We start from the raw sequence: 23,007 nt of genomic DNA on the forward strand, positions 1-23,007 counted from the left end.
AATCTACTTCGTTAATGATTGCATATGACGCTTAGTCTTGTTGGTTGGCTGCGCATTGGCCGGATCATCAGGCCAAAAATGTTTCGGATATTTGCTCTTCATATCTTTTTGAACTTGAGCATAACTGCCTTGCCAAAACTGCACTAAATCTTGAGTGACTTGAATTGGCCGCTGTGCCGGAGAAAGCAGCTCAAGCAATAAAGGGACACCGCAAGCTTTTGCGACAACACTTTGCCCTTGATATAAGCCAATAACAGGGGTTTCACTTAAACCATAAACTTCTTGCATAGGCAATGAAACTTTAGGTTTCTCCCCTTGCTGGTACGATATTTTGCAGTGCCTCCCCGTAGGGCCAACATAGTGTCTCGGTGCGGCTTGATTGAGTATTTGTTGCTGCTGATAATCTAATAAAGACAATAACATGGCTGATAAGTCTAATTTATCTAACTTTGCCTTAGCCGTAATGCCAGCCACATAAGGCTCAAACCAAAGTGCTAGATTCTCCAGTAAATAAGCGTCATCAATGACTGGCAAACAGACACTGGCATCGCTAACATTTTGCTGTTCCTTACTCAGCCATTGCCAACGGGCCAGCAAGGCTAAATCGTTGTCTTGCCAATTTAAAAATTTAAGCCCATGCTTTTGTAAAACGTCTCGCCATACATTAACAACCTCACTGTCATTAATACCGCTAGATAATACCTGTTCTTCAAGCAGCAACGACGCTAGCCTTCTTTGCCTTCTTGCCACCACTTTAGCGAGTTTATTATCGTACAACAGCACATCAGCACAGCGAATATCCTTGATAAAGAAGGTTTCAATTTGCTCTAAAGAAATTGGCGCCACCAAGTTAGCAAAAGTGCGCGACTTTACTTGCATCAGCGCAGCAACAACAAGGTAGCTGTGTTGTGCTAAGGGTTCATCTTCTCTTAAACTCACTCCTGAGCCATTGGCGCAAACAAACTCACCATAAGCACCTCGGGCTTTAGCTATTCGCTCTGGGTAAGCAAAGGCCAATAATACCCCGATCATATCTAACGGCAGATTTTGCCATGTCATATCTATCTTCGCAGAGCGCGCTAAATTTTTTGCCTGCTTAATAATACGCGCAGCTTTCGGCTGATTTGCCAACTTAGCACTTGCTAATAACTCCACCCTTAATTGTAAACTGGCGCTATCACCGCCTTTTTGCCGAGGTAATATATCTCGCTCTTCTAATAAAGCAGCAAGAATACACGCTAAAGAAGCGATAGCTTTTGCGTGACTTTTCTCAATTGCTAACGCAGCAACTATCATATGAGCAAATCTTGGGTGACAAGACAAGCTTGATATTTGCTCGCCATGCTTAGTTAAAGCTCGATTTTCATCAACTATGGCTAAAGCCTGTAGCTCCTGCCATGCTTTTTGCTCTTGTGTCGCTTTAGGTAGCTCTAACATAGGTAAGTCAGCCAACTTAGTGACGCCCCAGCGAGCTGCTTCAATTAGCGTAGGCAATAAATCGGCTTGCTGAATTTCATTTACGCTCTGTTCTGGCCGGCGGTCAAAATCATCTTTGGCAAATAAACGAATACATTGCCCAGGCATTAATCGTCCAGCTCGCCCTGCTCGTTGAATTGCCGAGGCTTTAGCTATTTGTCGTTGAGTTAAGGTATTGATCAACTTGGCATTATCATAAATCGCGACTTTTTCTAAACCACAGTCAATGACCAAGTTAATACCATCAATCGTTAATGATGTTTCGGCAATATTCGTTGTCAGTACCAACTTCCGTTGCCCTTGCGCAACAGGCAGAATAGCTTGTTGCTGTGCACTTAAGGATAACTCACCATAAAGTTGCGATAGCAAACAATCACTAGGCATCAGGTCAATAAGGCGCTCATGTAAATAACGAATATCAGCAATGCCGGGTAAAAAAACTAAGATAGAGCCTTGATGAGTCGCTAATTTTTGCTTAATTACAGCGAGCGCATGCTCCTGCCAAGTTTGCTGAGCACTTACCGCCTGATAAGTAATATCAACAGGATAACTTCGCCCTTCACTTTGAATATAAACAGCTTCAGGTAAATGCTCGGTCAGCACAGCAACATCTAATGTCGCCGACATCAAAACGAGTTTTAAATCTTCACGCAAAGCTTGCTGCACTTCGCGCGCAAGCGCAAAAGCTAAATCACCGTGTAAACTGCGCTCATGAAATTCATCAAAAACAATTAAACCTGTGCCTGCAAGCTCAGCATCTTGTTGAATAATCTTGGTCAATATACCTTCAGTGATAACTTCTAATCGTGTCGACTCTGACACTTTACTTTCATTGCGAAGTCGATAACCCACGGTTTGACCAACACTTTCCCCAAGCTGCTGGGCTAAATAGCTGGCAATATTTTTTACCGCTAAACGCCTTGGCTGTAATAAATAAATTTTCTGTTGTTTAAGCTCTGCTAGCGCTAATAACCATAAGGGTAGCTGCGTAGATTTACCCGCCCCAGGTGGCGCAGATAAAATTAAGCTATTGTGCTCTACAAGCGCTTGGCAAAACGATGATTTGATTGCTTCAATAGGTAAACATGCAGAATTAGACATATACAACGAAGGAATATTTGCAGTAGGCGACAAAACGCCAGTGTAGCAATTTTCCCATTAAAGCCCAATATTTTAGCTGAGCAAAGTCGCTAAGCTGTTGACTTTGCCTATAATTAAATCAGCACAAGTCAAACTACCACTATTTAGGGCGATAAAATGATGAAAAAGAGTTCTGATAACTGCGTTGAATTTTGTTTTTTAGCTGAGCCTACCGACGTTAATTTTGGCGGTAAAGTTCATGGTGGTATGGTGATGAAATGGATAGATCAAGCTTCTTACGCCTGCGCAGCAAAATGGAGTAAACGCTATAGTGTGACTATATCGGCCAATGGTATTCGCTTTATCAGACCTATTTTAGTTGGTCAGATGATTACGGTTTGCGCTCGCATTGTCCATACAGGCAAAAGTAGTATGCATATTTACGTGGTTGTTCGCGCTTGCGATCCTAAAGATCACAACTATGTAGTGACCAACCGCTGCTTTATCACCTTTATGGCAACAGATGAAAGTGGCTACCCAGTTAAAGTGGCAAAATTCACCCCTGAGTCAGAAGAAGAAAAGAAACTCGAACAAGTGGCTATGCATGCAAAAGACTTTGCCATACAGTTAGATCAAGACTTCGAAAAACAATTAGGTTGGAAATGAAGCGATTATTTTTCGCCTTGGATATATCAGAGCACGACAAAGCAGTCATTGCTAAATGGCGTGCTCACCATTTAACCTCTAGTTATCAACAAAGTAAAACTATCCCTCAAGATAACTTTCATATCACCTTAGCTTTTCTTGGCTTAGTCGATAGCAGTCAACAAAACAGACTCATCACAAACATGACGCAATTACGACAACAAGCCGAATTATCAGGATCTTTGCCTTTAACCTTAAATCAAATTGGGTTATTTAAAAAACCACAAGTGCTATATATAGCCAATACTGAGATCCCTAAAGCCTTAGTTACGCTTCATGCGCAAGTCAACAATCTTGCACATAAAGAACAACTGCCAATAGAAGAAAGAGCTTACCTACCGCATATCAGTTTATTTCGAAAAGCGAAAAATCTCGCAATTGATTTAAGCAATCCGAACATTCAAATAAGCGCTCCTTCATTTAGTCTATATCAATCAATGTCACACAGTAATGGCGTGCAATACACCCCAATCGCCAGCTGGCCGATATAGTTAGCGATAAAAGCAGCATGTCAGTTTTTGGGTAAAAAACTTGCATTCCCGTAAAAATATGCTTACTTGGCAAGCTATAAAAAGCCTGCTATTAGTGAAAGTTCCCGCAAGCAAAAAAGGTGTAAGAACATGCAATATTCAGCACACGGACGTTATGCAATTGAACAGCAAAATAATATTTTACTTGTTGATGCTCAAGGCCCTTTTAATGATATAACTGCCGCTCAATATCATAAAGATATTGAAGAAATTACCGAGCAGATGACAGGCGAACCCTGGGGCTCGCTTATTACCTTTAGAGGTAACAGTGTTTTTACACCTGATGCTGAAGAACAACTAAAAGAAACCACTCATTATCGCATTCAAAAAGGCATGATCGCCATTGCCGTCGTAATCCTTAACAGCGCCTATGCAGATATGCAACAAATGCAATTACAACGTATTTATCAAGACTGTAACATTAGCTTTCACGTTTTCAGCGACGTTGCTAGTGCCAAGCAATGGCTTGATGGCTACATAGAGCAAACTGTTTTAGAAAAGTCACTCAAGGAGAAAAACAGACGAAAAAAGTTTCAATAGAAAAAAACAGATGAGTTAACATAAGCAAAACTTAGTTACTCATCAAACATTCATGAAACTTGATTTACAACCTGCTACCTTAATTAAGCGCTATAAGCGCTTTCTCGCCGATGTTAAATTACCTAACGGAAATGAAATAACCATTCACTGTGCTAACACAGGCGCTATGACAGGTTGCGCTGAGCCAGGCGATACTGTGTGGTACAGCACATCTGATAACCCAAAGCGCAAATACCCACATAGCTGGGAGCTTACCCAAAGCAAACAAGGTAATCACTTAATCTGCGTAAACACCATCAGGGCAAATCAGCTAGTTGAAGAAGCGCTTCAAGCTAAAGTTATTAAAGAGTTAGCAGGCTTTAACACCATTAAGCGTGAAGTAAAATACGGTAATGAAAACTCAAAAATAGACTTTTTATTAACCAATAACAACCAGCAAGCGCTCTACCTTGAAGTAAAAAGCGTTACCTTGCTATCAGCTAACCATGATAATAACTTAGGGCAAGGCCACTTCCCTGATGCGGTGACAGCACGCGGACAAAAACATTTAAGAGAATTAACAGAGCTTGCCAAGCTAAGCCAAAGCGAGGCAGCTTTACTCTTTGGCGTGCTCCATAGTGGAATTAATACCGTAAGTGCTGCAAAGCATATAGATAACACTTATGCGCAACTATTAACTCAAGCACATGATGCTGGCGTAAAGGTCTTAGCATATAAGGCAAACTTTGCCTTAACTGACAATAGCGTCACCATTGAATTTAAAGAAGCAATTCCAGTGACATTCAGTTAAGTTAAGACTAAATATCCACAGATAAATATTGACGAACCCTAGTAAAACTTGCTAAAAAAGCTTGCTCATAAATAATGATGTATTAGTTCATTTAGCATAAAGCATATATAACAGACTGATTAATAAGAAATAAAAATTTATTTATCAACAGCCATTGATTTTTATCTTCAACAGCACAATATAAAGCAAATTAATTAGGTCTATATAAAATATTGGCACTTACAACCAAGATCTATCACCAGTGAAAAGTGTGATATATTTATAATAAGTCTTGGTCTATGTAGCATTAGGAGATTAAGCATGCCAAACAGTAAAAACAAAGCATTAGGTATATTAGCACTAGCTGGCGTTGAGCCATATCAAGAAAAAGCTGGTGAAGAATACATGAATGAAGCTCAACAAGAGCATTTCAAAAAGATTTTAGATGCGTGGCGAGTTCAATTACGCGAAGAAGTTGATCGCACCGTAACACATATGCAAGATGAAGCAGCAAACTTTCCTGATCCTGTTGATAGAGCAGCGCAAGAAGAAGAGTTCAGCCTTGAATTACGTACCCGAGATCGCGAACGCAAATTAATTAAGAAAATTGAAAAAACTCTTCAGCTTATTGAAGAAGACGATTTTGGTTTCTGTAACTCATGTGGCATTGAAATTGGCATTCGTCGCTTAGAAGCACGCCCTACAGCCGATCTTTGTATTGAGTGTAAAACACTAGCAGAAATTAAAGAACGTCAAATGGCAGGCTAAATCAAACGTTAACTTTTATTAACGTATGAATACTCTGCAAGCTAGGCGACCACACATTAGCGAACAAGCTAATCAATACCGTGGTCGCTTTGCTCCCTCTCCTTCCGGTTTACTTCACTTTGGCTCCTTAATTGCCGCATTAGCAAGTTATTTAGATGCTAAGCATCACCACGGCAAGTGGCTTGTTAGAATTGAAGATATTGATCCCCCCAGAGAACTAAAAGGCGCAAGTAAAGCGATACTGACAACGCTAGAGGCATATGGTCTTCACTGGGATGAGCAAGTTCTCTACCAAAGTAAGCAAAGCAATAGCTATCGTGAGGTACTACACCAATTACAACAGCAAGAGCTAAGCTACTTTTGCCAATGCACACGGGCGCAAATTAAAGCCATTGGCGGCATATACCAAGGGCATTGTCGCTCATTAAATCTTGAAGAAAAAAATAGCGCTATTCGCCTTAAAAATACTTATGGCATTCATCAGTTTAACGATATTTTCCAAGGGCAAACTCTTTGTAATAAACAACTTGCACAAGAAGATTTTATCATTCATAGAAAAGATGGCTTATTTGCCTACCAGCTTGCTGTTGTGGTAGATGATATCGAGCAACAAATCAATCATGTTGTCCGTGGCTGCGACCTATTAGAGCCAACGGCACGACAATTAACATTTTTTAAAACACTCGCATGCCCTGCCCCGCAATATGGTCATGTACCTTTAGCGGTAACATCTGAAGGCTATAAACTAAGTAAACAAAATAAAGCACCAGCAATTGATGATAAAAAACCACAGCCTTCTTTACTTGCTGCGCTAAACTTTTTAGGACAAAAGCCACCTACTGATCTTGAGCTCGCTAGCGTGGAAGAAATTATCAGCTGGGCCACCAAGTATTGGCAACGTGCCTTAGTGCCAAAGCAAAGCGAAATAATCATAGACTAACCCAAAAACTTAAGGACTAAACATGTCAAAAACAATTGTGATCACCGGAGCAAACCGCGGCATAGGTTTAGCTATGGCCAAATTATCAAGCCAAGCAGGCAACACAGTTTATGCACTGTGTCGTCAGTCTTCTGCTGAATTAGAACAGCTTAATGTTAAGGTGATAACCGGTGTCGATGTTGCACAAGAAGCAGGTAGAGAGCTTGCTAAACAAGCACTTAACGGCGTTAAAATTGACTTACTCATTAACAATGCAGGCATTTTACGTGACGAGAGCCTGAGCAATTTAAATATCGACACCATTGAAGAACAGTTTAAGGTCAATGCCTTAGCACCACTTTGTTTAACTCAAACTTTATTAGGCAACTTAAGTGCAGGCAGTAAAGTGGCATTAATCACTTCTCGTATGGGCTCAATTAAAGATAACACTTCAGGCGGTCGATATGGGTATCGCATGTCTAAAGCAGCACTCAATATTGCTGGCATGTCATTAGCCCAAGACTTAGCTAAAGATGAGATCGCCGTCGGCATTTACCATCCAGGTTATGTACAAACCGATATGGTAAATCACAATGGTGATATCAGTAGTGATTTAGCAGCAGAGCGCTTACTTGCTTTAATGCACTCACTTACACTGGCTGAATCAGGTGTATTTAAGCATTCAAATGGCCAAGTATTGCCTTGGTAGCAATAGCAAGTGAAATAATTACCTGGGAACAACTAGCCAGTCACTAACTGGCTAGTTGTTCGCTTACCTCTTTACTTGGTGACGGCCCGCCGCGTCGACAATGAAAAATTGCTGAGTGGCTAAATTGTTTAGCTTGCTTTTTAGCGTCACTAGCCAGCTCGGCAACATCATGATGTGAGTGGCAAATCGTAAGCTTAGGCTCTACAACCCCAATAGCTAAACTGAGCAATGAATAAAACTGAATTTCACCACTTCTAGATTTAGCCTCTATGCCACCTGCTTGTACATCTTCATCACTATAAAATGATTTAATTTGCTCATCAAAATCAGCAATGATCTTTTCACAACACGCTCGCCACTGTGCGTGCTGAAAAATCACGACAAAATCATCTCCGCCTATATGTCCTAAAAAGTCTTGGTTTTGACAGTGTTTTTGTAAAAGACTCGCCACTAACTGAATGACCTGATCACCTTTGGCATAACCATAAATATCATTAAATGGCTTAAAATTATTAAGATCAAAGTAAGCAAAGTTAAATTTGCGCTGCTGCTTAATTAACTCATCCACTTGTCGATAAATTGGTACATTGCCCGGCAATAAGGAAAGTGGGTTGGCATAACGAGCATGTTGTAATTGTTGCTGCGTTAAATGCCTTAATAAATCGCGCACTGACGCAATACCAATATAGCGGCCTCTATCGGTAATAATAAAGTGCCATAGCAGCTTTTCATCATGTTCAGAGGTAACCAGTTGCGCCACCTCATCTAACTGAGTGGCGGAATCTACTACCACGGGCGTCGTCATCATATTCTCTTTTATGGCTTTACGCTCATTTAATGCTCGCCCATACGGCGTTGAGAACAACTCTAAAATATGATCGCGTAATACCATACCCACAGGTTTCCCCGCTTCAACAACTGGGATTGAGTGTATGCTGGGGTGTTTATGAAAATGCTCAACTACATCTTTAGTCAGCTCACTACTCGCTAAAGGCTGTACGTACTGCAACAATGAAGATGCGCTGCGCTCTAAATGAATTGGGAAGTTTTTAAGCCTGGCATTATTATCAATAATTAACGGAATTTCCGTCATAGGGAATGGCTCAGGGCGAGCAAACAAAAAGCCTTGATATAAGCTCAAACCTAATTCTTCTAGTTGCTGAAACTCCTGCTCTGTTTCAATCCCTTCAGCAATCACTTGCGCATTAATGCTTTGCCCTAAATTTAGAATCCCCTTAATAAACTCTCTTTTTATCGGGTCTTGATGACACTGATTGATAAAATAACGATCTATTTTAACAAAATCTGGTTTTATTTCTGACCACAGTTTTAAACCCGCATAACCAGAGCCCAAATCATCTACCGCAATTTGAAAGCCTAAGGTTTTATAATGTATCAGCGCTTTTTGTAGTAATTCAGGCGCATCTATCGGGTACTTTTCACTCAGCTCGATAACAACTTGTTCTGGTTGTAATTGAAACTCTTGCAAATAAGACAGTGTTTTACCTTCAGGATGATCTGACTGCAAAAATAGCATAGGGCTAATATTTAAAAACAACTTGCCTTTAAGATTTAAATCTACAAATCTGGCAATTGAAATACGGCGACAAACAAGTTCCAGCTCTGATAAAAGTGAATATTCTAATGCTTTATCAAACAGCGCCTTTGGGCTATGTAGCGGGCTATCAGATGGCCCTCTGATCAGAGCTTCATAACCTAAAATCTCATTGGCTGAGGTTGAAAAAATGGGTTGAAAGAATGCCGTTAATTCTTCGTTTACAATAATATCGACGAGCGCTGACTTAAGATTCATAGTGATTGAGAGCTATTTGCTTTCATATTAGTTTAATAAAGCAATATGACAGTTCCGTGACATTATCAACGCTCAGCCAGCATTGCCGTTAAAGACGCTTTCATATATCTTCAACAAGATGTTAAAAACACTATACATATGCGTCGAAAAAGCGGAAATAGCAGGTGTTTTACCGGCATTGTTGTTCTCTTTTGCGCCGCTGTGTTATATCATTGCGCGATAAATTTTTTTGTTTTCGCCCTAAGGTAAAAAGCTATCAAACGCGTTATCAATCTCTGCAAAAAAGTATTGGGAACTAAAGCTCGTGCCAAAAAGTCAACAGCACAGGTTAGTTCAACACAGCAACCTAGCGTATTAACACGTGATCAACACCCGGTTTCTCGTCAATTTATTAGCCCGAATGCTTTAAAGGTACTTTATCGGCTCAATAAAGGCGGCTATGACGCTTACCTTGTTGGTGGTGGCGTTCGTGATATTTTACTCGGTTTAGAACCAAAAGATTTTGATATTGCTACCAATGCGACACCAGAGCAAATTAAAGCATTGTTTCGCAACTGTAGATTAATTGGCAGAAGATTTCGCTTAGCTCATATTGTCTTTGGCCGAGAAATTATTGAAGTGGCAACCTTTAGGGGTCACCACGATAGCGCCTCAGAAAAAGAAAAGAGCTGTAAGAAAACCTCAAAGCAGAGTGAACACGGCATGCTGCTAAGAGATAATATCTACGGTAGCATAGAAGAAGATGCCCAGCGCAGAGACTTCACCATCAATGCATTATATTACTCAAGCAAAGACTTTAAAGTATACGACTTTGCTAACGGTGTAAAAGATATTGAGGAGCGCAGTATCCGCTTAATTGGCGATCCTGAAACCCGCTATCGAGAAGACCCTGTGCGTATGCTACGCGCTATTCGCTTTGCCACTAAGCTAGATATGCATATTAGCGATGAAACCAAAGCACCTATCAAAGAGTTAGCCCCTTTAATGGCAAACATTCCGCCAGCACGAATGTTTGAAGAATTCTTGAAAATGTTTATTTCAGGGAAAGCGGTTGCTAACTATCACGAATTACGTGCCTATAACTTGTTTGTATTCTTTTTCCCTGCTGTTGAGCAAGCCTTAACAAGTGAAATAGCTGATTACCCATATTTAACCGACTTTATTGAGCTAGCACTTGCCAATACTGATAAACGCATCAATAACGATCAGCGTGTGACACCTGCCTTCTTATTTGCTGCCATGCTTTGGTATCCTTTGCAAAATTATATTAAGCGCATCAATGAAACCGCGAATATGCCGGCGCAGGATGCCTTTTTTGCCGCCTTAAATGAAGTAATGCCAGAGCAACAACGTAGTATAGCGATACCGAAACGTTTTCAAGCAGTAATCAAAGATATTTGGATCTTGCAAGACAAGCTAAGCCGACGAGAAGGAAAGCGCGCCTTTAAATGCTTTGAGCATCCTAAATTTAGAGCCGGTTATGACTTTTTATTATTACGCGCTGAAATCGAAAAAGATAATAGCGCATTAACTGAGCTAGCTAACTGGTGGACAGACTTTCAGAATGTCTCAAATGATGCCCGAGCACAAATGGTAAAAAGCGTACGCGGCTCAGGCACAAAACGCAGAACGCCAAGAAAGCGTAGAAAACCAGCCGCTAAAAAAGCACCACAAGAGTAAGTAATCATGACCATTGCCTATATTGGCTTAGGTAGTAATTTATCTGAGCCTGCCAAACAGGTACAGCAAGCGGTAGCAGCGATAAGTAACATAGCAAACAGCCAGATTCAAAGTGTTTCATCTGTTTATTTAAGCAAACCAATGGGGCCACAAGATCAAGACGACTATATCAATGCTGTCCTTGCCCTTGAAACTAAGCTAAGTGCCATTGAGCTTTTAGATACCTTGCAAAGCATTGAAAATAGCGCAGGTAGAGTACGCAAAGAAAACCGCTGGGGTGCACGTATACTAGATCTCGATATTATTCTTTATGGTAATGAAGTTATCGAAAATGAACGTTTAACCGTGCCACACTATGGCATGAAAGAGCGTGAGTTTGTTTTATTACCTTTAGCTGAAATAACCGAAGATTTATATCTGCCAAGTGGCGAGAGTGTTAATTCACTTGCTCAAGGCATTGCTACTAATGGCATGATTAAACAAGGCAAGTTAAGCTATTAAACAATTACCGCAGAAAAATAAACGACAACAAAACTAGCTAAAATAATTTGGGAAGTGATATGGCAAAAATAACAACAGCAAGTTTGCTCAAAATGAAGCAACAAGGTGAAAAAATCTCAACGATTACCGCATATGATGCCAGCTTTGCTAAATTATTTGATCAAGCAGGTATTCACGCCATTTTAATTGGTGACTCGCTGGGCATGGTATTGCAAGGTCAAGACGATACCTTGCCAGTTACCATTGAAGAAATGGCCTACCATACCCAATGCGTAAAACGTGGCGTGACTGACACCCTGATTATTGCTGATATGCCTTTTATGACCTACGCCAATAAAGATCAGGCACTAAGCAATGCCACTAAGCTAATGCAAGCCGGTGCTAGCATGGTAAAAATGGAAGGTGGTGCTTGGTTAAATGATACCATTTCAGCCTTAGTAGAACGCGGCATTCCCGTTTGTGCGCACCTTGGTTTAACACCACAATCGGTCAATGTCTTTGGCGGTTTTAAGGTACAAGGCAGAGATGCAGACAAAGCCAAGCAAATGATTGAAGATGCTAAATTACTTGAAGCTGCTGGCGCACAATTATTAGTACTTGAGTGTATACCAAGTGATTTAGGCAAAGCGATATCAGAAGCAATCACTATCCCAACCATTGGCATAGGTGCAGGTAAAGATACCGACGGACAAATCTTAGTGATGCATGATGCCTTAGGCATTTCCTGTAGCTATATGCCTAAATTCTCCCGCAACTTTTTAAAAGACACTGGCGACATTAAAAAAGCCGTTGAGCTTTATATCAGTGAAGTAGCACTTGGCAACTTTCCAGGTGAAGAGCATATTTTCAAGTAGGCTAGGTACAAGCGATGAAAACAGTAACCAATATTTCAGATTTAAGACAGCAAGTAAAAGACTGGCGCCAACAAGGGCTAAAAATTGCCTTTGTACCCACTATGGGGAATTTACACGCAGGTCATATTTCCCTTGTTGAAGAAGCGCACAAACATGCTGATAAAATCGTCGCCAGCATCTTTGTTAATCCAATGCAATTTGGCGAAAATGAAGATATTGATAGCTACCCACGCACTATGGATAACGACAAACGTCAGCTAATTGAAGCTGGTACAGATTTACTGTTTACGCCGACACCAGAAATTATTTACCCAAAAGGTTTAGCTAAACAAAGCTATGTTGAAGTGCCAAATGTTTCTGATGGTTATTGTGGTGAAAGCCGCCCGGGACATTTTAGGGGTGTCGCTACCGTAGTGTGTAAACTATTTAACCTAGTGCAACCTGATGTTGCCTGCTTTGGCTTAAAAGATTATCAACAAGTACAAGTTATTCAGACTATGGTAGATGACTTATCTATGCCGATTGACATTGTACCTGTACCAACAGTACGTGAAGCCAGCGGCTTAGCCTTAAGCTCTCGCAATGGTTACTTATCTGCCGAAGAAAAAGCGATTGCTCCGGCATTACAGCAAAACCTGCAATGGCTAGCACAAGAAATTCAATACAGTCGAAAAACCAGTCCAGATCATAGCCCTGACTTTATTGGTTTAGCGAAAAAAGCCGCGGCGGCAATCGATGCAACTGGCATGAAAACCGACTATATTCATGTTAGCCATGCACATACCTTACAACCTGCCAGTGAAGACGATAAAGAACTCGTCATTCTCGCCGCAGCGCAATGTGGTAAAGCAAGATTAATTGATAATTTACAGCTTAGCCTGGCCTAACCAGACTAAACTGACACTTTACTAGAGAATTGCAAAGGCCTGCTAATGCAGGCCTTTGTTTTATACAAACCTAAAGTTTATTAAGCTTTCGCCGCTTCTAACAGCTGCGGCAGAAAGTTCTCACTTTCTTGGGCAAGTTGAGTTTGCTCGTGCAGGATATCTTGCAAGATGGCCTGACTGGTTAGCGGGTTAGCTAAAACAACTCTAAAAACAATAATCTTCTCGCCACCATAACGGGCCACTTCAATTCGAGTACGAGATACAAACGAACGACCGTCTTCACGCTGACGCTTTTGAATAAACTTAGTCAGTTTGCCTAAAGTTAGGTTAAGTTCAGCTTGTGTTTTTTCATCGCTACGTGCTAGCAGCTCTTGTACCGCTTTTGGCGCATAACGATAGGTTAATAAGCACAGCTCAGGCTTAGTGATCAGCTCAAAGTCTTCATGTTGATTAATTAAATCAGCAAAATACTGTGCCTTTTCAATACCTTGGTTAATTAGCATTTCATAACCAGGGCGACTGATAATATGCAAGCTAGAGTAGACTAACATCGCCATACCAGGGCGAGAACCTTCAAGGGTATGACTACCTAAATCTTTTGAGCCTTTACGTAAGATATATTCGGCATGGTGTTCAATCGCCGCTACCGACTCAGGATCTTTAAAGATTACTAAGCCTGCACCCATAGGTACATACATTTGCTTATGCGCATCTATAGTTACTGAATCTGCGCCTTCTATCCCTTTAAGCAGTGAACGATACTTGTTTGATAACAAGGTAGCACCGCCCCAAGCAGCATCCACATGGAAATGACACTGATATTGTTCAGCTATAGCTGCCATCTTATCTAGCGGGTCAATATTGCCCGTTTCAGTTGTACCGGCAACACCAACAATAGCGAGTACTTTGATATTTTCTTTTGCTAATTGCTCACATTTCGCTTTAAGTTGCTGACAGTCTATTTTGTTATTTTCATCCGTTGCAATGGCAATAACACTATCTTGACCTATACCTAAAATATCAGCCGATTTCTTCAGTGAATAATGACCACGTTCGGACACTAGAATAGCCAACCCCTTATAGCCATAATGTTGCAATGCAGCATATAAGCCTGAGCGCGCAACGCCTTTAAAGTCACCATCAGGTCGTAATAATTTATTTCGTGCCACCCATAGCGCGGTAATATTAGCAACGGTACCACCTGAGCAAAAAGCACCAAGTGAATGTTGAGCACTGTGCATCCAAGCTTGATAAAACTCATCTTGTTGCTGATACACTAAATTATGCATCATGCCTAATACTTGACGCTCTAACGGTGTAAAAGCTTTTGATGTTTCAACTTTTACCAAGTTTTGATTCAAGCCTATCATCAGCTTAGATAAAGGTAAGATAAAAGAAGGTAAAGCTGAGGTCATATGACCAATAAAGCTAGCGCTTGAAGTGTGAACAGATTGCGCAACTAACTTATCAAGCAAGTGCTGCATATGATCAGAAACAAACTCCGGTTGCTCAGGAATTTGTGCATTAATAAAGTCTTGCTCTATATCAGATAAGGCATTTTTAGTGGCAACAATGTGATTCCCAAGAAAGCCAGCAAGATTTTGCGACATTTCTTGTTCAATTCGGCCTAAAGTAGAATCCGGCGCTTCGGCGATAGTAAAAATACGATGTAAAGATTCTTGCGTTGCTTGTGCTGTACGCTTAGCTGCTCTCATAATGGTTCACTTTCACGGCTAACTCTATTTGAACACCTTGAAGGCGCTATGGTTAGCTTACTATTAGCGGTAAGTTCTCTTACTCCATTGAAGAAAATACCCTAGGGAATAAGCTCAGCACTTTAATAAAAAATGAAGTAAAAGTCTTCTCTTTTTAACCTTTCATCCGGTATTTTCACTATAAACAGGCGCTATCTGCATGCCTTTTTGTATCAAAAAAGGTACAAGCTTTAGACTTACTACATACAATAGTAAAAAACATGAGCCATTTATTTAACATAAATACGCTGCTTTTAGGTACTTCCTTGACTGTTATATACAGCATGGTTATGCTTGCTGCCTCTGGTTTTTTATATGGATAGTAGTGACTTACCATGCACAAAATTCTCATCCCTTTACTAATGCTTAGCACATCATTTTCAAGTGCTGCCAATAGCTATACTGCTGACACATATTATGTCGGTGTTGACTATATGCTGACAGATATCGACATATCTGGCGAAAACGCTAAACCTGGCATGACAGGCATAAGGTTTGGCGCAAGCAACAATAATATTGCCTTTGAAGCGCAATACTTAATATCAAACAAAACTGACAACATCTACCGCATGGAGTTTGACTTAGAGAACAGCAAAGCGCTGTATCTAGTGATGCAATCTGACACTATGCAAGGCTTTCACTTTGATGTTGCCTTAGGTTATGCCGAAAATGAATTGGCGGTTACTGGGCCAGAATTCACCTACAATGGCACTGAAAAATACAGCGGTTTTTCTTGGAACATTTCCATTCAACAAGAGATTCCCTTTATTCCTAACACCCAAGTAAGGCTTGCTTATCAGTCGTTATTTAAAAATGACGACTTCGATATTTCCGGTATTGCGCTTGGTCTTACTTATCAATTTTAAATTACTCATTGCACTTAGTTGAGCTAATTCAGCTAAGTTAAAGGCATATGCTATGAACATATATAAAAAAACATTCAAACCCGCAGCAATTGCTACCATGCTTACCGCTGTTAGCTTACTTTCTGCATGCGGCTCAGATGGTGACTCTGCTGAACTTGCCAAAGCTGTTGAATTAGAAAAACAACGTCAAAATGGCACCATCATAGAAGTAGTTACCATTAACGGTGGACAAACACGTATTAAAAAAGGTGAAACACACCAGTTAACCGCAACAGGATTAGATAGCAATGGTGATACTCGTGACATTACCTCTGAGATTACTTGGAGCTCTAGCGATACCAGCATAGCAAAAGTAAGCAGTAAAGGCTTAGTTACAGGTGTTGCCAATTCTGATGTCAACCAAGGCATTATCACCATTACTGGCACAACCATCAATGATATTACTGGCGATGCAGAAATGTCTGTTAGTGATATTTCGGCAAGCTCAGTTGCCTTAAAGCAAAGCTTCCCTGAGTCAGGCAATATATTCACCTGTATTGATGCTAACATTACGGGTGATGTTACTTATGCTGATGGTTATGTTTCCTTAAATACTGTTTACAATATTGATTTTTCAATTCCAGCCTCAGACACGGCTAACATAACTGACACTGGCACACTTTATACTTCAAGAGCATCAATAGAGACTATTTCCGTTACAGGTAAAATTGATACGGTATCGGATGAATTAACGGTTATTGCCGACCCAAGTAATCTTGACGATATCGATATTTTATTAAACGATGAACAAATAACGAATATCATCACCATCAACACCGGCCAGCGTGTGCAATTTAATTCACAAGCAACGTTACTACCTGAAGTATCAACGAAAGAATATGGCATTGATAACAGTGTTAACTGGCAAGAGAGAGAGCTTGCTTTAATTGGTGTCACCAACCTTGGTGAGAATAAAGGTACTATTGTCGGCTTAGAAAACGGCGTAACTATTTTGCAAGCTAACTGTGGCGGAAAAGAGGCAACAGCCACCATTGAAGTGAAAGGCGATAATACCCTAACAGAAATGAAAATTAATGATGGTGACGATGTTATTAATATCGCTCAAGGTGGTGATGTAGAATTAAAGCTTGTTGCTCATTATGATGAAGATTCCAGCATATCTAGCTTAAACGTTTCTGAGTTCGCCAACTGGAGCTTAAAAGGCAGCTCACTTGCAACGGCTGAAATTATTGACCATGGCACAAATCAAGCAAGCTTAAAAGTAACCGCTGCCGATGATGTCACAGGAGAGTTTATTGTCTCTGCTATTTATGACGATATTACTACTACGGTAAAAATAGTAATTCAGTAATCACTGACTAAAATTTGCTACACTCCCATGATAAAACCGCCATTTCGGCGGTTTTTTACCATCAATAAGCACTAAATTACACTAGCCCGCTTTTCAATAATAATACCAAATTGATTAAGTATTTGATCATTTAGCGAGAATTAAAAGGCTTATAGGCAAGGCGCTAATTGCAAAGAATGGTTATTCCCTTGTTAAAATTAGCAACGCTGCATATATGCCTTTTAAACTCGCCCTTTGGGAGTTCAAGAATAACATGATAACTACACAATATTTATTTGATGTAGAACGACTATATCTTCATAAATCTTGTTTGTTCTAATGCTATTCTTGTAACTCTAAGTGACTAAATATTTAATCAAATTGGTATAATTTGTTTATATTGCGAAAAGCCAGCCATATTCTGGCTCCGTTAAAGCTACTATATAAACGCATTTATACAACCTAACAAATAGTTACTTACTCTAATAACTGGCACAAAAAAACTCGCCGAAACGAGTTTTCTATCTGTATAAGCTAAGAAGCGAATGCTTTATGCGCAGAATAAATGCACTAGAGCAAGGCTTGGCTAGCGACGCATAGTTTGTTCTTATGCGAGCGCAGCCATAACGTAGCTATCGTGCATTTAGGCAAGCATAAATTACATCATACCACCCATGCCGCCCATACCACCCATGCCGCCCATATCAGGCATAGCAGGAGCTGCTGCATCTTGTGGTGCATCAGTAACCATAGCTTCTGTTGTTAACATTAAGCCAGCTACAGATGCGGCAAATTGTAATGCGCTACGTGTTACTTTAGTTGGATCTAAAATACCCATTTCTAACATGTCACCGTATGTGCTGTTACCTGCATTGTAACCAAAGTTACCTGTACCGTTACGTACTTCATTTAGTACAACTGACGCTTCATCACCACAGTTAGTTACGATTTGACGAAGTGGTGCTTCCATAGCGCGAATTGCAACATTGATACCGTGAGTTTGGTCTTCGTTGATACCTTCTAAGTTCTTGATTGCATCAGCAACGCGAACAAGAGCAGTACCACCACCGGCAACAACACCTTCTTCTACTGCCGCGCGCGTTGCATGTAATGCATCTTCAACACGTGCTTTTTTCTCTTTCATTTCAACTTCAGTCGCAGCACCGACTTTAATTACTGCAACACCGCCAGCAAGCTTAGCTAAACGCTCTTGCAGCTTTTCTTTATCATAGTCAGAAGAAGACTCTTCAATTTGACCACGAATTTGCGCTACACGAGCTTCAATGTCAGCTTGCTCACCGATACCATCGATTATAGTGGTGTTATCTTTTGAGATTACAACGCGCTTAGCTTGGCCTAAATCTTCTAAAGTCGCTTTTTCAAGCTCCATACCAATCTCTTCTGAGATCACAGTACCCGCTGTTAATGTCGCGATATCTTGAAGCATAGCTTTACGACGATCACCAAAACCAGGCGCTTTAACAGCAGCAACTTTTACAATACCACGCATGTTATTCACTACTAATGTTGCTAGTGCTTCACCTTCAACATCTTCAGCGATAATTAATAACGGCTTACCTGCTTTAGCAACGCCTTCTAACGTTGTTAACAATTCACGAATATTTGAAACTTTTTTATCAACTAATAAAATGAATGGGTTTTCTAACTCTACCGCACCACTTTCTTGATTGTTGATGAAGTAAGGCGATAAGTAGCCGCGATCAAATTGCATACCTTCAACTACGTCTAATTCGTCTGTTAATGCTTGACCTTCTTCAACAGTGATAACACCTTCAGTGCCTACTTTATCCATTGCTGTAGCAATGATTTGACCTACAGTTTCATCAGAGTTGGCAGAAATAGTACCTACTTGTTCAATTGCTTTGTTGTCTGCACATTTTTGTGAAAGACCTTTTAACTCTTCTACCGCAGCAACAACAGCTTTATCGATACCACGCTTAAGATCCATTGGGTTCATACCCGCAGCAATTGATTTTAAACCTTCTGTAACAATCGCTTGCGCTAAAACAGTTGCAGTTGTTGTACCGTCACCTGCTTCATCATTGGCTTTAGAGGCAACTTCTTTCACCATTTGTGCGCCCATGTTTTCAAACTTGTCTTCAAGTTCGATTTCTTTAGCAACACTAACACCATCTTTAGTGATTGTTGGACCACCAAAAGATTTATCCAATACTACATTACGACCTTTAGGGCCTAAAGTTACTTTTACCGCGTCCGCTAAAATATTTACACCGTTTAGCATTTTTACGCGTGCGTCATTACCAAATAATACGTCTTTTGCAGCCATGTTATTTATTCCTATAATTTTGTTTATTACACCGTTTTTAAAACAATGTTAACTAAGTTATCTATTAAGACTTTACCTTAAGCGAGACAGCTCAAGAGTAAAGAAAGGGCTGAACTTACCTGAGTAAGTGAGCACTTTAGGTGTCGCTATTAAGATGAAATAGCGACAAGCAAATCTAAAAAATTATTCTACGATCGCTAAGATGTCAGACTCAGAAAGAATCAACACTTCTTCACCATCAATTTTTTCAGTTTTCACGCCGTAACCTTCACTGAAAATTACTTGGTCGCCAACTTGTACATCAAGAGCACGAACTTCACCGTTCTCTAGAATACGGCCTTTACCTACAGCAACTACTTCACCGCGCGTTGATTTTTCCGCTGCACTACCTGTTAATACAATGCCGCCAGCAGACTTTGACTCAACTTCTTTACGTTTAATAATTACACGATCGTGTAGTGGACGAATGCTCATTTATTCTCTCCTGAGATCTCTGGTTTACAAATATATTTAGCTGTGAATACAAGGTAAGCACAGCATCTAAAAATTCTCTTGTTTGATTAATGGGGATTAAAACGGACTTCACAAGTCTTTTGTTTATTTTTTTCTCATCAGCTAAACAACTAGACTACTCTTTACGTTGAAATTCACCTTCAATTGTATCCCCTTGATGGTGCGACATTGTTTTTTGCTCAGCGGTAAAAGGGTCTGCTTCATGCTCATAAACATTCCCCTTTGTGGTATGAGTATAACTAGCACCCGCTGAAAATTGCTTTACTACCATATGCTTTTGTACGCTCTCAGCTATGGCTTTACGCACAGCAGGTATAAGTAAAGACAAGCCAAAAATATCGGTGACAAAGCCAGGTGTAACTAATAAGACCCCAGCGACAAGTAACATTAAGCCAGTCACAATCTCGCTTGATGGCATTTCCCCTTGCGCCATCTTAGTTTGCACTGATTGTAATGTTGCCAAACCTTGTTGGCGCACATATTTTGCCCCCAACCAAGCACTTAAAATCACGATAGCCACGGTGGGCCAAACACCAAGTAACGCACCAACTTGCATAATGACGGTAATTTCTATAATTGGCACCAAAATAAATAAAACAAATAATACTTGAAACATAAAATTTCCTTGCTGGTGTAGTCCAAAACAGAGTTTTTCGACTACAGATGAAACTTATATTGGGTCTTGCAGGTCTTTTTCAACAGGCAAGGCGACGCTTAGTAGATGACGACATCTTGATCTAGCTAACCTCAGCCTCACATAAGCCTTAAATTTTGCTAAGGTCTCAGGCTATAATAGCAGCGATTAATTCATTCTTAGGTAACAATTTTGTATCAATTAGTATTAACAACCTGCCCAGATGAAACCTTTGCTAAAGAGCTAGCGAAGCAATTAGTTTCAAGCCAGTTAGCCGCGTGTGTCAATATAGTGCCTAACCTTACCTCGATTTATAGCTGGCAAGGTGAAATGCAGATCGGCACAGAAGTACAATTATTAATTAAAACAACCCAAGACAAATTTACTGAATTAAATGAAAAAATAAATCAGTTACATCCTTATGAAGTGGTTGAAATTATTGCCTTGAACATCCAGCAAGGTGATAAGCATTACTTGAACTGGATATCAGAAACGTTGAAGTAAACTTAATGAAAAAACTTATTTCCCTTTACCTAATCACGGTAATTAGCCTGTTTTCTTTGCCTGCCAAAGTAATGGCACAGAACTCAATTTTCGATATTTCAAGCAGCTCTCTGTTTAGTAATGACGATGAGTTTTTAAAAGTAGACGAAGCCTTTATTTTTAATTTCCATCAACAAGGTAATGCACTTAACATTACCTTTGATGTCGAGCCGGGTTATTATCTGTACCGTCATCAGTTTAAGATTTCAGGCAAAGGCGCGACATTTTCTGAGCTTGAACTACCACAAGGCATAGAGCATGAAGACGAGTTTTTTGGTGTACAACAAATTTATACCGAACAGCTTAACTTTACTGTCAATATTATTGAAGCTGAAGAAGGGGCAACCTTTACGGTACGTTATCAAGGTTGTGCCAAGAAAGGCTTATGTTACCCGCCTGAAAGCAAATCAATTGAGCTAAGCCAAGTTAGCAAAAATAGCAGTACAAACGCCAATGTATTAACGGCGCTAGGCAGTGAGCCAGAAAACGAAAACTCAACTGATAGCCTAGCAACTAACCTGAGCCAAAGCCAAGTTCCAAAAAGTGAACAGCATCAATTGGTTGAGATGCTCAAGCAAGATAGCCTATGGTTAACGCTAGCAGCATTTTTTGTTGGTGGTTTACTGTTATCATTTACGCCATGTGTCTTTCCTATGTACCCAATCTTAACGGGGATCATTGTTGGTCAAGGCAAGCAATTAACCAATAAAAAAGCCTTCAGCTTATCTTTTATTTATGTTCAGGGTATGGCAATTACCTACACCTTATTAGGTGTGGTGGTAGCTCTTGCTGGTGCTAAATTTCAAGCGGCTTTTCAGCATCCAGCTGTACTGATTAGCTTAAGCGTATTATTTATATTTCTTGCCTTATCTATGTTTGGTGTTTTCAACCTAGCCTTGCCTGCAAGCTGGCAAAATAAATTGAATAATTTGAGCAACAAACAAAAAGGCGGTTCAATTACTGGAGTTCTTATGATGGGCGTGATCTCAGGTTTAGTCGCTTCACCTTGCACCACTGCGCCACTAACAGGCGCATTGCTTTATATATCGCAAACTGGCGATCTAGTGTTAGGCGCTTCAGCTCTGTACGCGTTAAGTTTAGGTATGGGCTTACCTTTATTAGTGTTAGGTAGCTCAGGCGGTAAATTACTACCAAAAGCAGGCGCTTGGATGAACGTTATCAAAAATATATTTGGCTTATTGTTACTCGCCGTGCCAATTTTCCTACTCGAGCGATTGATCCCTGAACTAGTAAGTCAGCTGCTATGGGCAGCTTTGCTACTAGCTAGCGCAACATACTTCTATGTCGCCAACCAGAACTCTACCAACAATAAAGGCTTTTGGTACGGCATTCGCTCGCTCGTTATTTTCTTAATGCTATTCTTTGGTGCAACATTCGCTTATCAATCAATCATGCCAGAAAACCATGCATCAACATCAACTAGCAGCAAGGCTCACCCAGAATTTGAGCAAGTCTCAACTCTGGCACAGTTAAAGTCGGTTGTTGCTCGCGCCAACGAAAATGGTCAAACTGTGATGGTGGACTTATACGCCGACTGGTGTATTGCCTGTAAAGAATTTGAAAAATATACTTTTGTCGAGCCAGAGGTGCAACAAGCGCTAAGCAATACTTTATGGGTACAAATCGATATGACTGAGTTTGACTCACCAGCAAACGATGAAATAGCCAAGTACTATACCATTCTCGGCTTACCATCTATTTTGTTCTTTGATTTACAAGGTAATGAGTTAACTAAACAAAGAACCACAGGTTTTATGGGAGCAAAAGAGTTTGCTGCCCATATCAACTCATTCTTTTAACTAATTGC

The 23,007-nt window shown here is 40.3% G+C and carries 21 protein-coding genes; 15 read left to right on the top strand and 6 right to left on the bottom strand.

Annotated elements, in window-relative coordinates; translation table 11 throughout:
• Positions 1 to 3: 3 nt before the first annotated feature.
• On the bottom strand, positions 4 to 2,577 hold the full coding sequence (gene hrpB / locus EMK97_RS08460) for an ATP-dependent helicase HrpB (protein ID WP_130601212.1): 2,574 nt from the start codon (positions 2,575 to 2,577) through the stop codon (positions 4 to 6).
• 159 nt (positions 2,578 to 2,736) lie between these two features.
• Between hrpB and EMK97_RS08465 the strand changes: the two genes are divergently transcribed.
• The 7 genes from EMK97_RS08465 (at position 2,737) to EMK97_RS08495 (ending at position 7,496) form a co-directional block, all read left to right on the top strand.
• The gene (locus tag EMK97_RS08465; RefSeq protein ID WP_130604432.1) at positions 2,737 to 3,222 is read left to right on the top strand and encodes an acyl-CoA thioesterase; all 486 of its coding nucleotides are present in this window, start codon (positions 2,737 to 2,739) and stop codon (positions 3,220 to 3,222) included.
• The gene (thpR, locus tag EMK97_RS08470; RefSeq protein WP_130601214.1) at positions 3,219 to 3,752 is read left to right on the top strand and encodes an RNA 2',3'-cyclic phosphodiesterase; all 534 of its coding nucleotides are present in this window, start codon (positions 3,219 to 3,221) and stop codon (positions 3,750 to 3,752) included. The genes EMK97_RS08465 and thpR overlap by 4 nt, the downstream gene beginning before the upstream one ends.
• A 129-nt stretch (positions 3,753 to 3,881) precedes the next feature.
• Complete coding sequence (locus tag EMK97_RS08475; RefSeq protein WP_130601216.1) at positions 3,882 to 4,331, top strand: hypothetical protein; 450 nt, start codon at positions 3,882 to 3,884, stop codon at positions 4,329 to 4,331.
• Between the two features lie 52 nt (positions 4,332 to 4,383).
• Entirely contained in the window at positions 4,384 to 5,121 is a 738-nt protein-coding gene (gene sfsA, locus EMK97_RS08480; RefSeq protein WP_130601218.1) for a DNA/RNA nuclease SfsA, read from the top strand.
• 300 nt (positions 5,122 to 5,421) lie between these two features.
• Positions 5,422 to 5,868: an RNA polymerase-binding protein DksA gene (gene dksA, locus EMK97_RS08485; RefSeq protein ID WP_130601220.1), complete on the top strand. Its 447-nt coding sequence runs from the start codon at positions 5,422 to 5,424 to the stop codon at positions 5,866 to 5,868.
• 25 nt (positions 5,869 to 5,893) lie between these two features.
• A complete protein-coding gene (gene gluQRS, locus EMK97_RS08490) occupies positions 5,894 to 6,808 on the top strand; it encodes a tRNA glutamyl-Q(34) synthetase GluQRS (RefSeq protein WP_130601222.1) in 915 nt (304 codons plus the stop codon).
• Between the two features lie 22 nt (positions 6,809 to 6,830).
• Positions 6,831 to 7,496, top strand: coding sequence for an SDR family oxidoreductase (locus EMK97_RS08495; RefSeq protein WP_130601224.1), 666 nt, complete (start codon positions 6,831 to 6,833; stop codon positions 7,494 to 7,496).
• 43 nt (positions 7,497 to 7,539) lie between these two features.
• Here the strand turns inward: EMK97_RS08495 and EMK97_RS08500 are convergent, their stop codons facing one another.
• Positions 7,540 to 9,309, bottom strand: coding sequence for a GGDEF domain-containing protein (locus EMK97_RS08500; protein ID WP_130601226.1), 1,770 nt, complete (start codon positions 9,307 to 9,309; stop codon positions 7,540 to 7,542).
• A 390-nt stretch (positions 9,310 to 9,699) separates the two neighbouring features.
• Here EMK97_RS08500 and pcnB point away from each other — a divergent pair, with 390 nt between their 5' ends.
• From pcnB to panC, 4 genes are read left to right on the top strand one after another with little or no spacing between them, the layout of a single operon-like run.
• Complete coding sequence (gene pcnB / locus EMK97_RS08505; RefSeq protein ID WP_246028937.1) at positions 9,700 to 10,989, top strand: polynucleotide adenylyltransferase PcnB; 1,290 nt, start codon at positions 9,700 to 9,702, stop codon at positions 10,987 to 10,989.
• A gap of 6 nt (positions 10,990 to 10,995) precedes the next feature.
• Positions 10,996 to 11,490 (top strand): 2-amino-4-hydroxy-6-hydroxymethyldihydropteridine diphosphokinase, encoded by a 495-nt coding sequence (gene folK / locus EMK97_RS08510; protein WP_130601230.1) that lies wholly within the window; start codon positions 10,996 to 10,998, stop codon positions 11,488 to 11,490.
• Between the two features lie 59 nt (positions 11,491 to 11,549).
• Positions 11,550 to 12,344 (top strand): 3-methyl-2-oxobutanoate hydroxymethyltransferase, encoded by a 795-nt coding sequence (gene panB, locus EMK97_RS08515; protein ID WP_130601232.1) that lies wholly within the window; start codon positions 11,550 to 11,552, stop codon positions 12,342 to 12,344.
• Between the two features lie 14 nt (positions 12,345 to 12,358).
• A complete protein-coding gene (panC, locus tag EMK97_RS08520) occupies positions 12,359 to 13,231 on the top strand; it encodes a pantoate--beta-alanine ligase (RefSeq protein WP_130601234.1) in 873 nt (290 codons plus the stop codon).
• Between the two features lie 80 nt (positions 13,232 to 13,311).
• Here the strand turns inward: panC and panP are convergent, their stop codons facing one another.
• Positions 13,312 to 14,946 (bottom strand): pyridoxal-dependent aspartate 1-decarboxylase PanP, encoded by a 1,635-nt coding sequence (gene panP, locus EMK97_RS08525; RefSeq protein ID WP_130601236.1) that lies wholly within the window; start codon positions 14,944 to 14,946, stop codon positions 13,312 to 13,314.
• A gap of 374 nt (positions 14,947 to 15,320) precedes the next feature.
• On the opposite strand from panP, the gene EMK97_RS08530 reads away from it, so the two are divergent.
• Both EMK97_RS08530 and EMK97_RS08535 read left to right on the top strand, forming a co-directional pair.
• Positions 15,321 to 15,851: an outer membrane beta-barrel protein gene (locus EMK97_RS08530; RefSeq protein ID WP_130601238.1), complete on the top strand. Its 531-nt coding sequence runs from the start codon at positions 15,321 to 15,323 to the stop codon at positions 15,849 to 15,851.
• Positions 15,852 to 15,903: 52 nt separating this feature from the next.
• Positions 15,904 to 17,202: an Ig-like domain-containing protein gene (locus EMK97_RS08535; RefSeq protein WP_130601240.1), complete on the top strand. Its 1,299-nt coding sequence runs from the start codon at positions 15,904 to 15,906 to the stop codon at positions 17,200 to 17,202.
• Between the two features lie 637 nt (positions 17,203 to 17,839).
• Here EMK97_RS08535 and groL read toward each other — a convergent pair.
• The 3 genes from groL to EMK97_RS08550 form a co-directional block, all read right to left on the bottom strand.
• Positions 17,840 to 19,489 (bottom strand): chaperonin GroEL, encoded by a 1,650-nt coding sequence (gene groL, locus EMK97_RS08540; RefSeq protein WP_130601242.1) that lies wholly within the window; start codon positions 19,487 to 19,489, stop codon positions 17,840 to 17,842.
• Between the two features lie 183 nt (positions 19,490 to 19,672).
• On the bottom strand, positions 19,673 to 19,963 hold the full coding sequence (locus EMK97_RS08545) for a co-chaperone GroES (RefSeq protein ID WP_130601244.1): 291 nt from the start codon (positions 19,961 to 19,963) through the stop codon (positions 19,673 to 19,675).
• Positions 19,964 to 20,117: 154 nt separating this feature from the next.
• Positions 20,118 to 20,618, bottom strand: coding sequence for an FxsA family protein (locus EMK97_RS08550; protein WP_130601246.1), 501 nt, complete (start codon positions 20,616 to 20,618; stop codon positions 20,118 to 20,120).
• Positions 20,619 to 20,828: 210 nt separating this feature from the next.
• Between EMK97_RS08550 and cutA the strand changes: the two genes are divergently transcribed.
• Positions 20,829 to 21,140, top strand: coding sequence for a divalent-cation tolerance protein CutA (gene cutA / locus EMK97_RS08555; RefSeq protein WP_130601248.1), 312 nt, complete (start codon positions 20,829 to 20,831; stop codon positions 21,138 to 21,140).
• A 5-nt stretch (positions 21,141 to 21,145) separates the two neighbouring features.
• On the top strand, positions 21,146 to 22,999 hold the full coding sequence (locus EMK97_RS08560) for a protein-disulfide reductase DsbD (RefSeq protein ID WP_130601250.1): 1,854 nt from the start codon (positions 21,146 to 21,148) through the stop codon (positions 22,997 to 22,999).
• Positions 23,000 to 23,007: the final 8 nt, after the last annotated feature.

Origin of the sequence: Litorilituus sediminis (assembly GCF_004295665.1) — a bacterium.
GTDB classification, from domain to species: domain Bacteria; phylum Pseudomonadota; class Gammaproteobacteria; order Enterobacterales; family Alteromonadaceae; genus Colwellia; species Colwellia sediminis.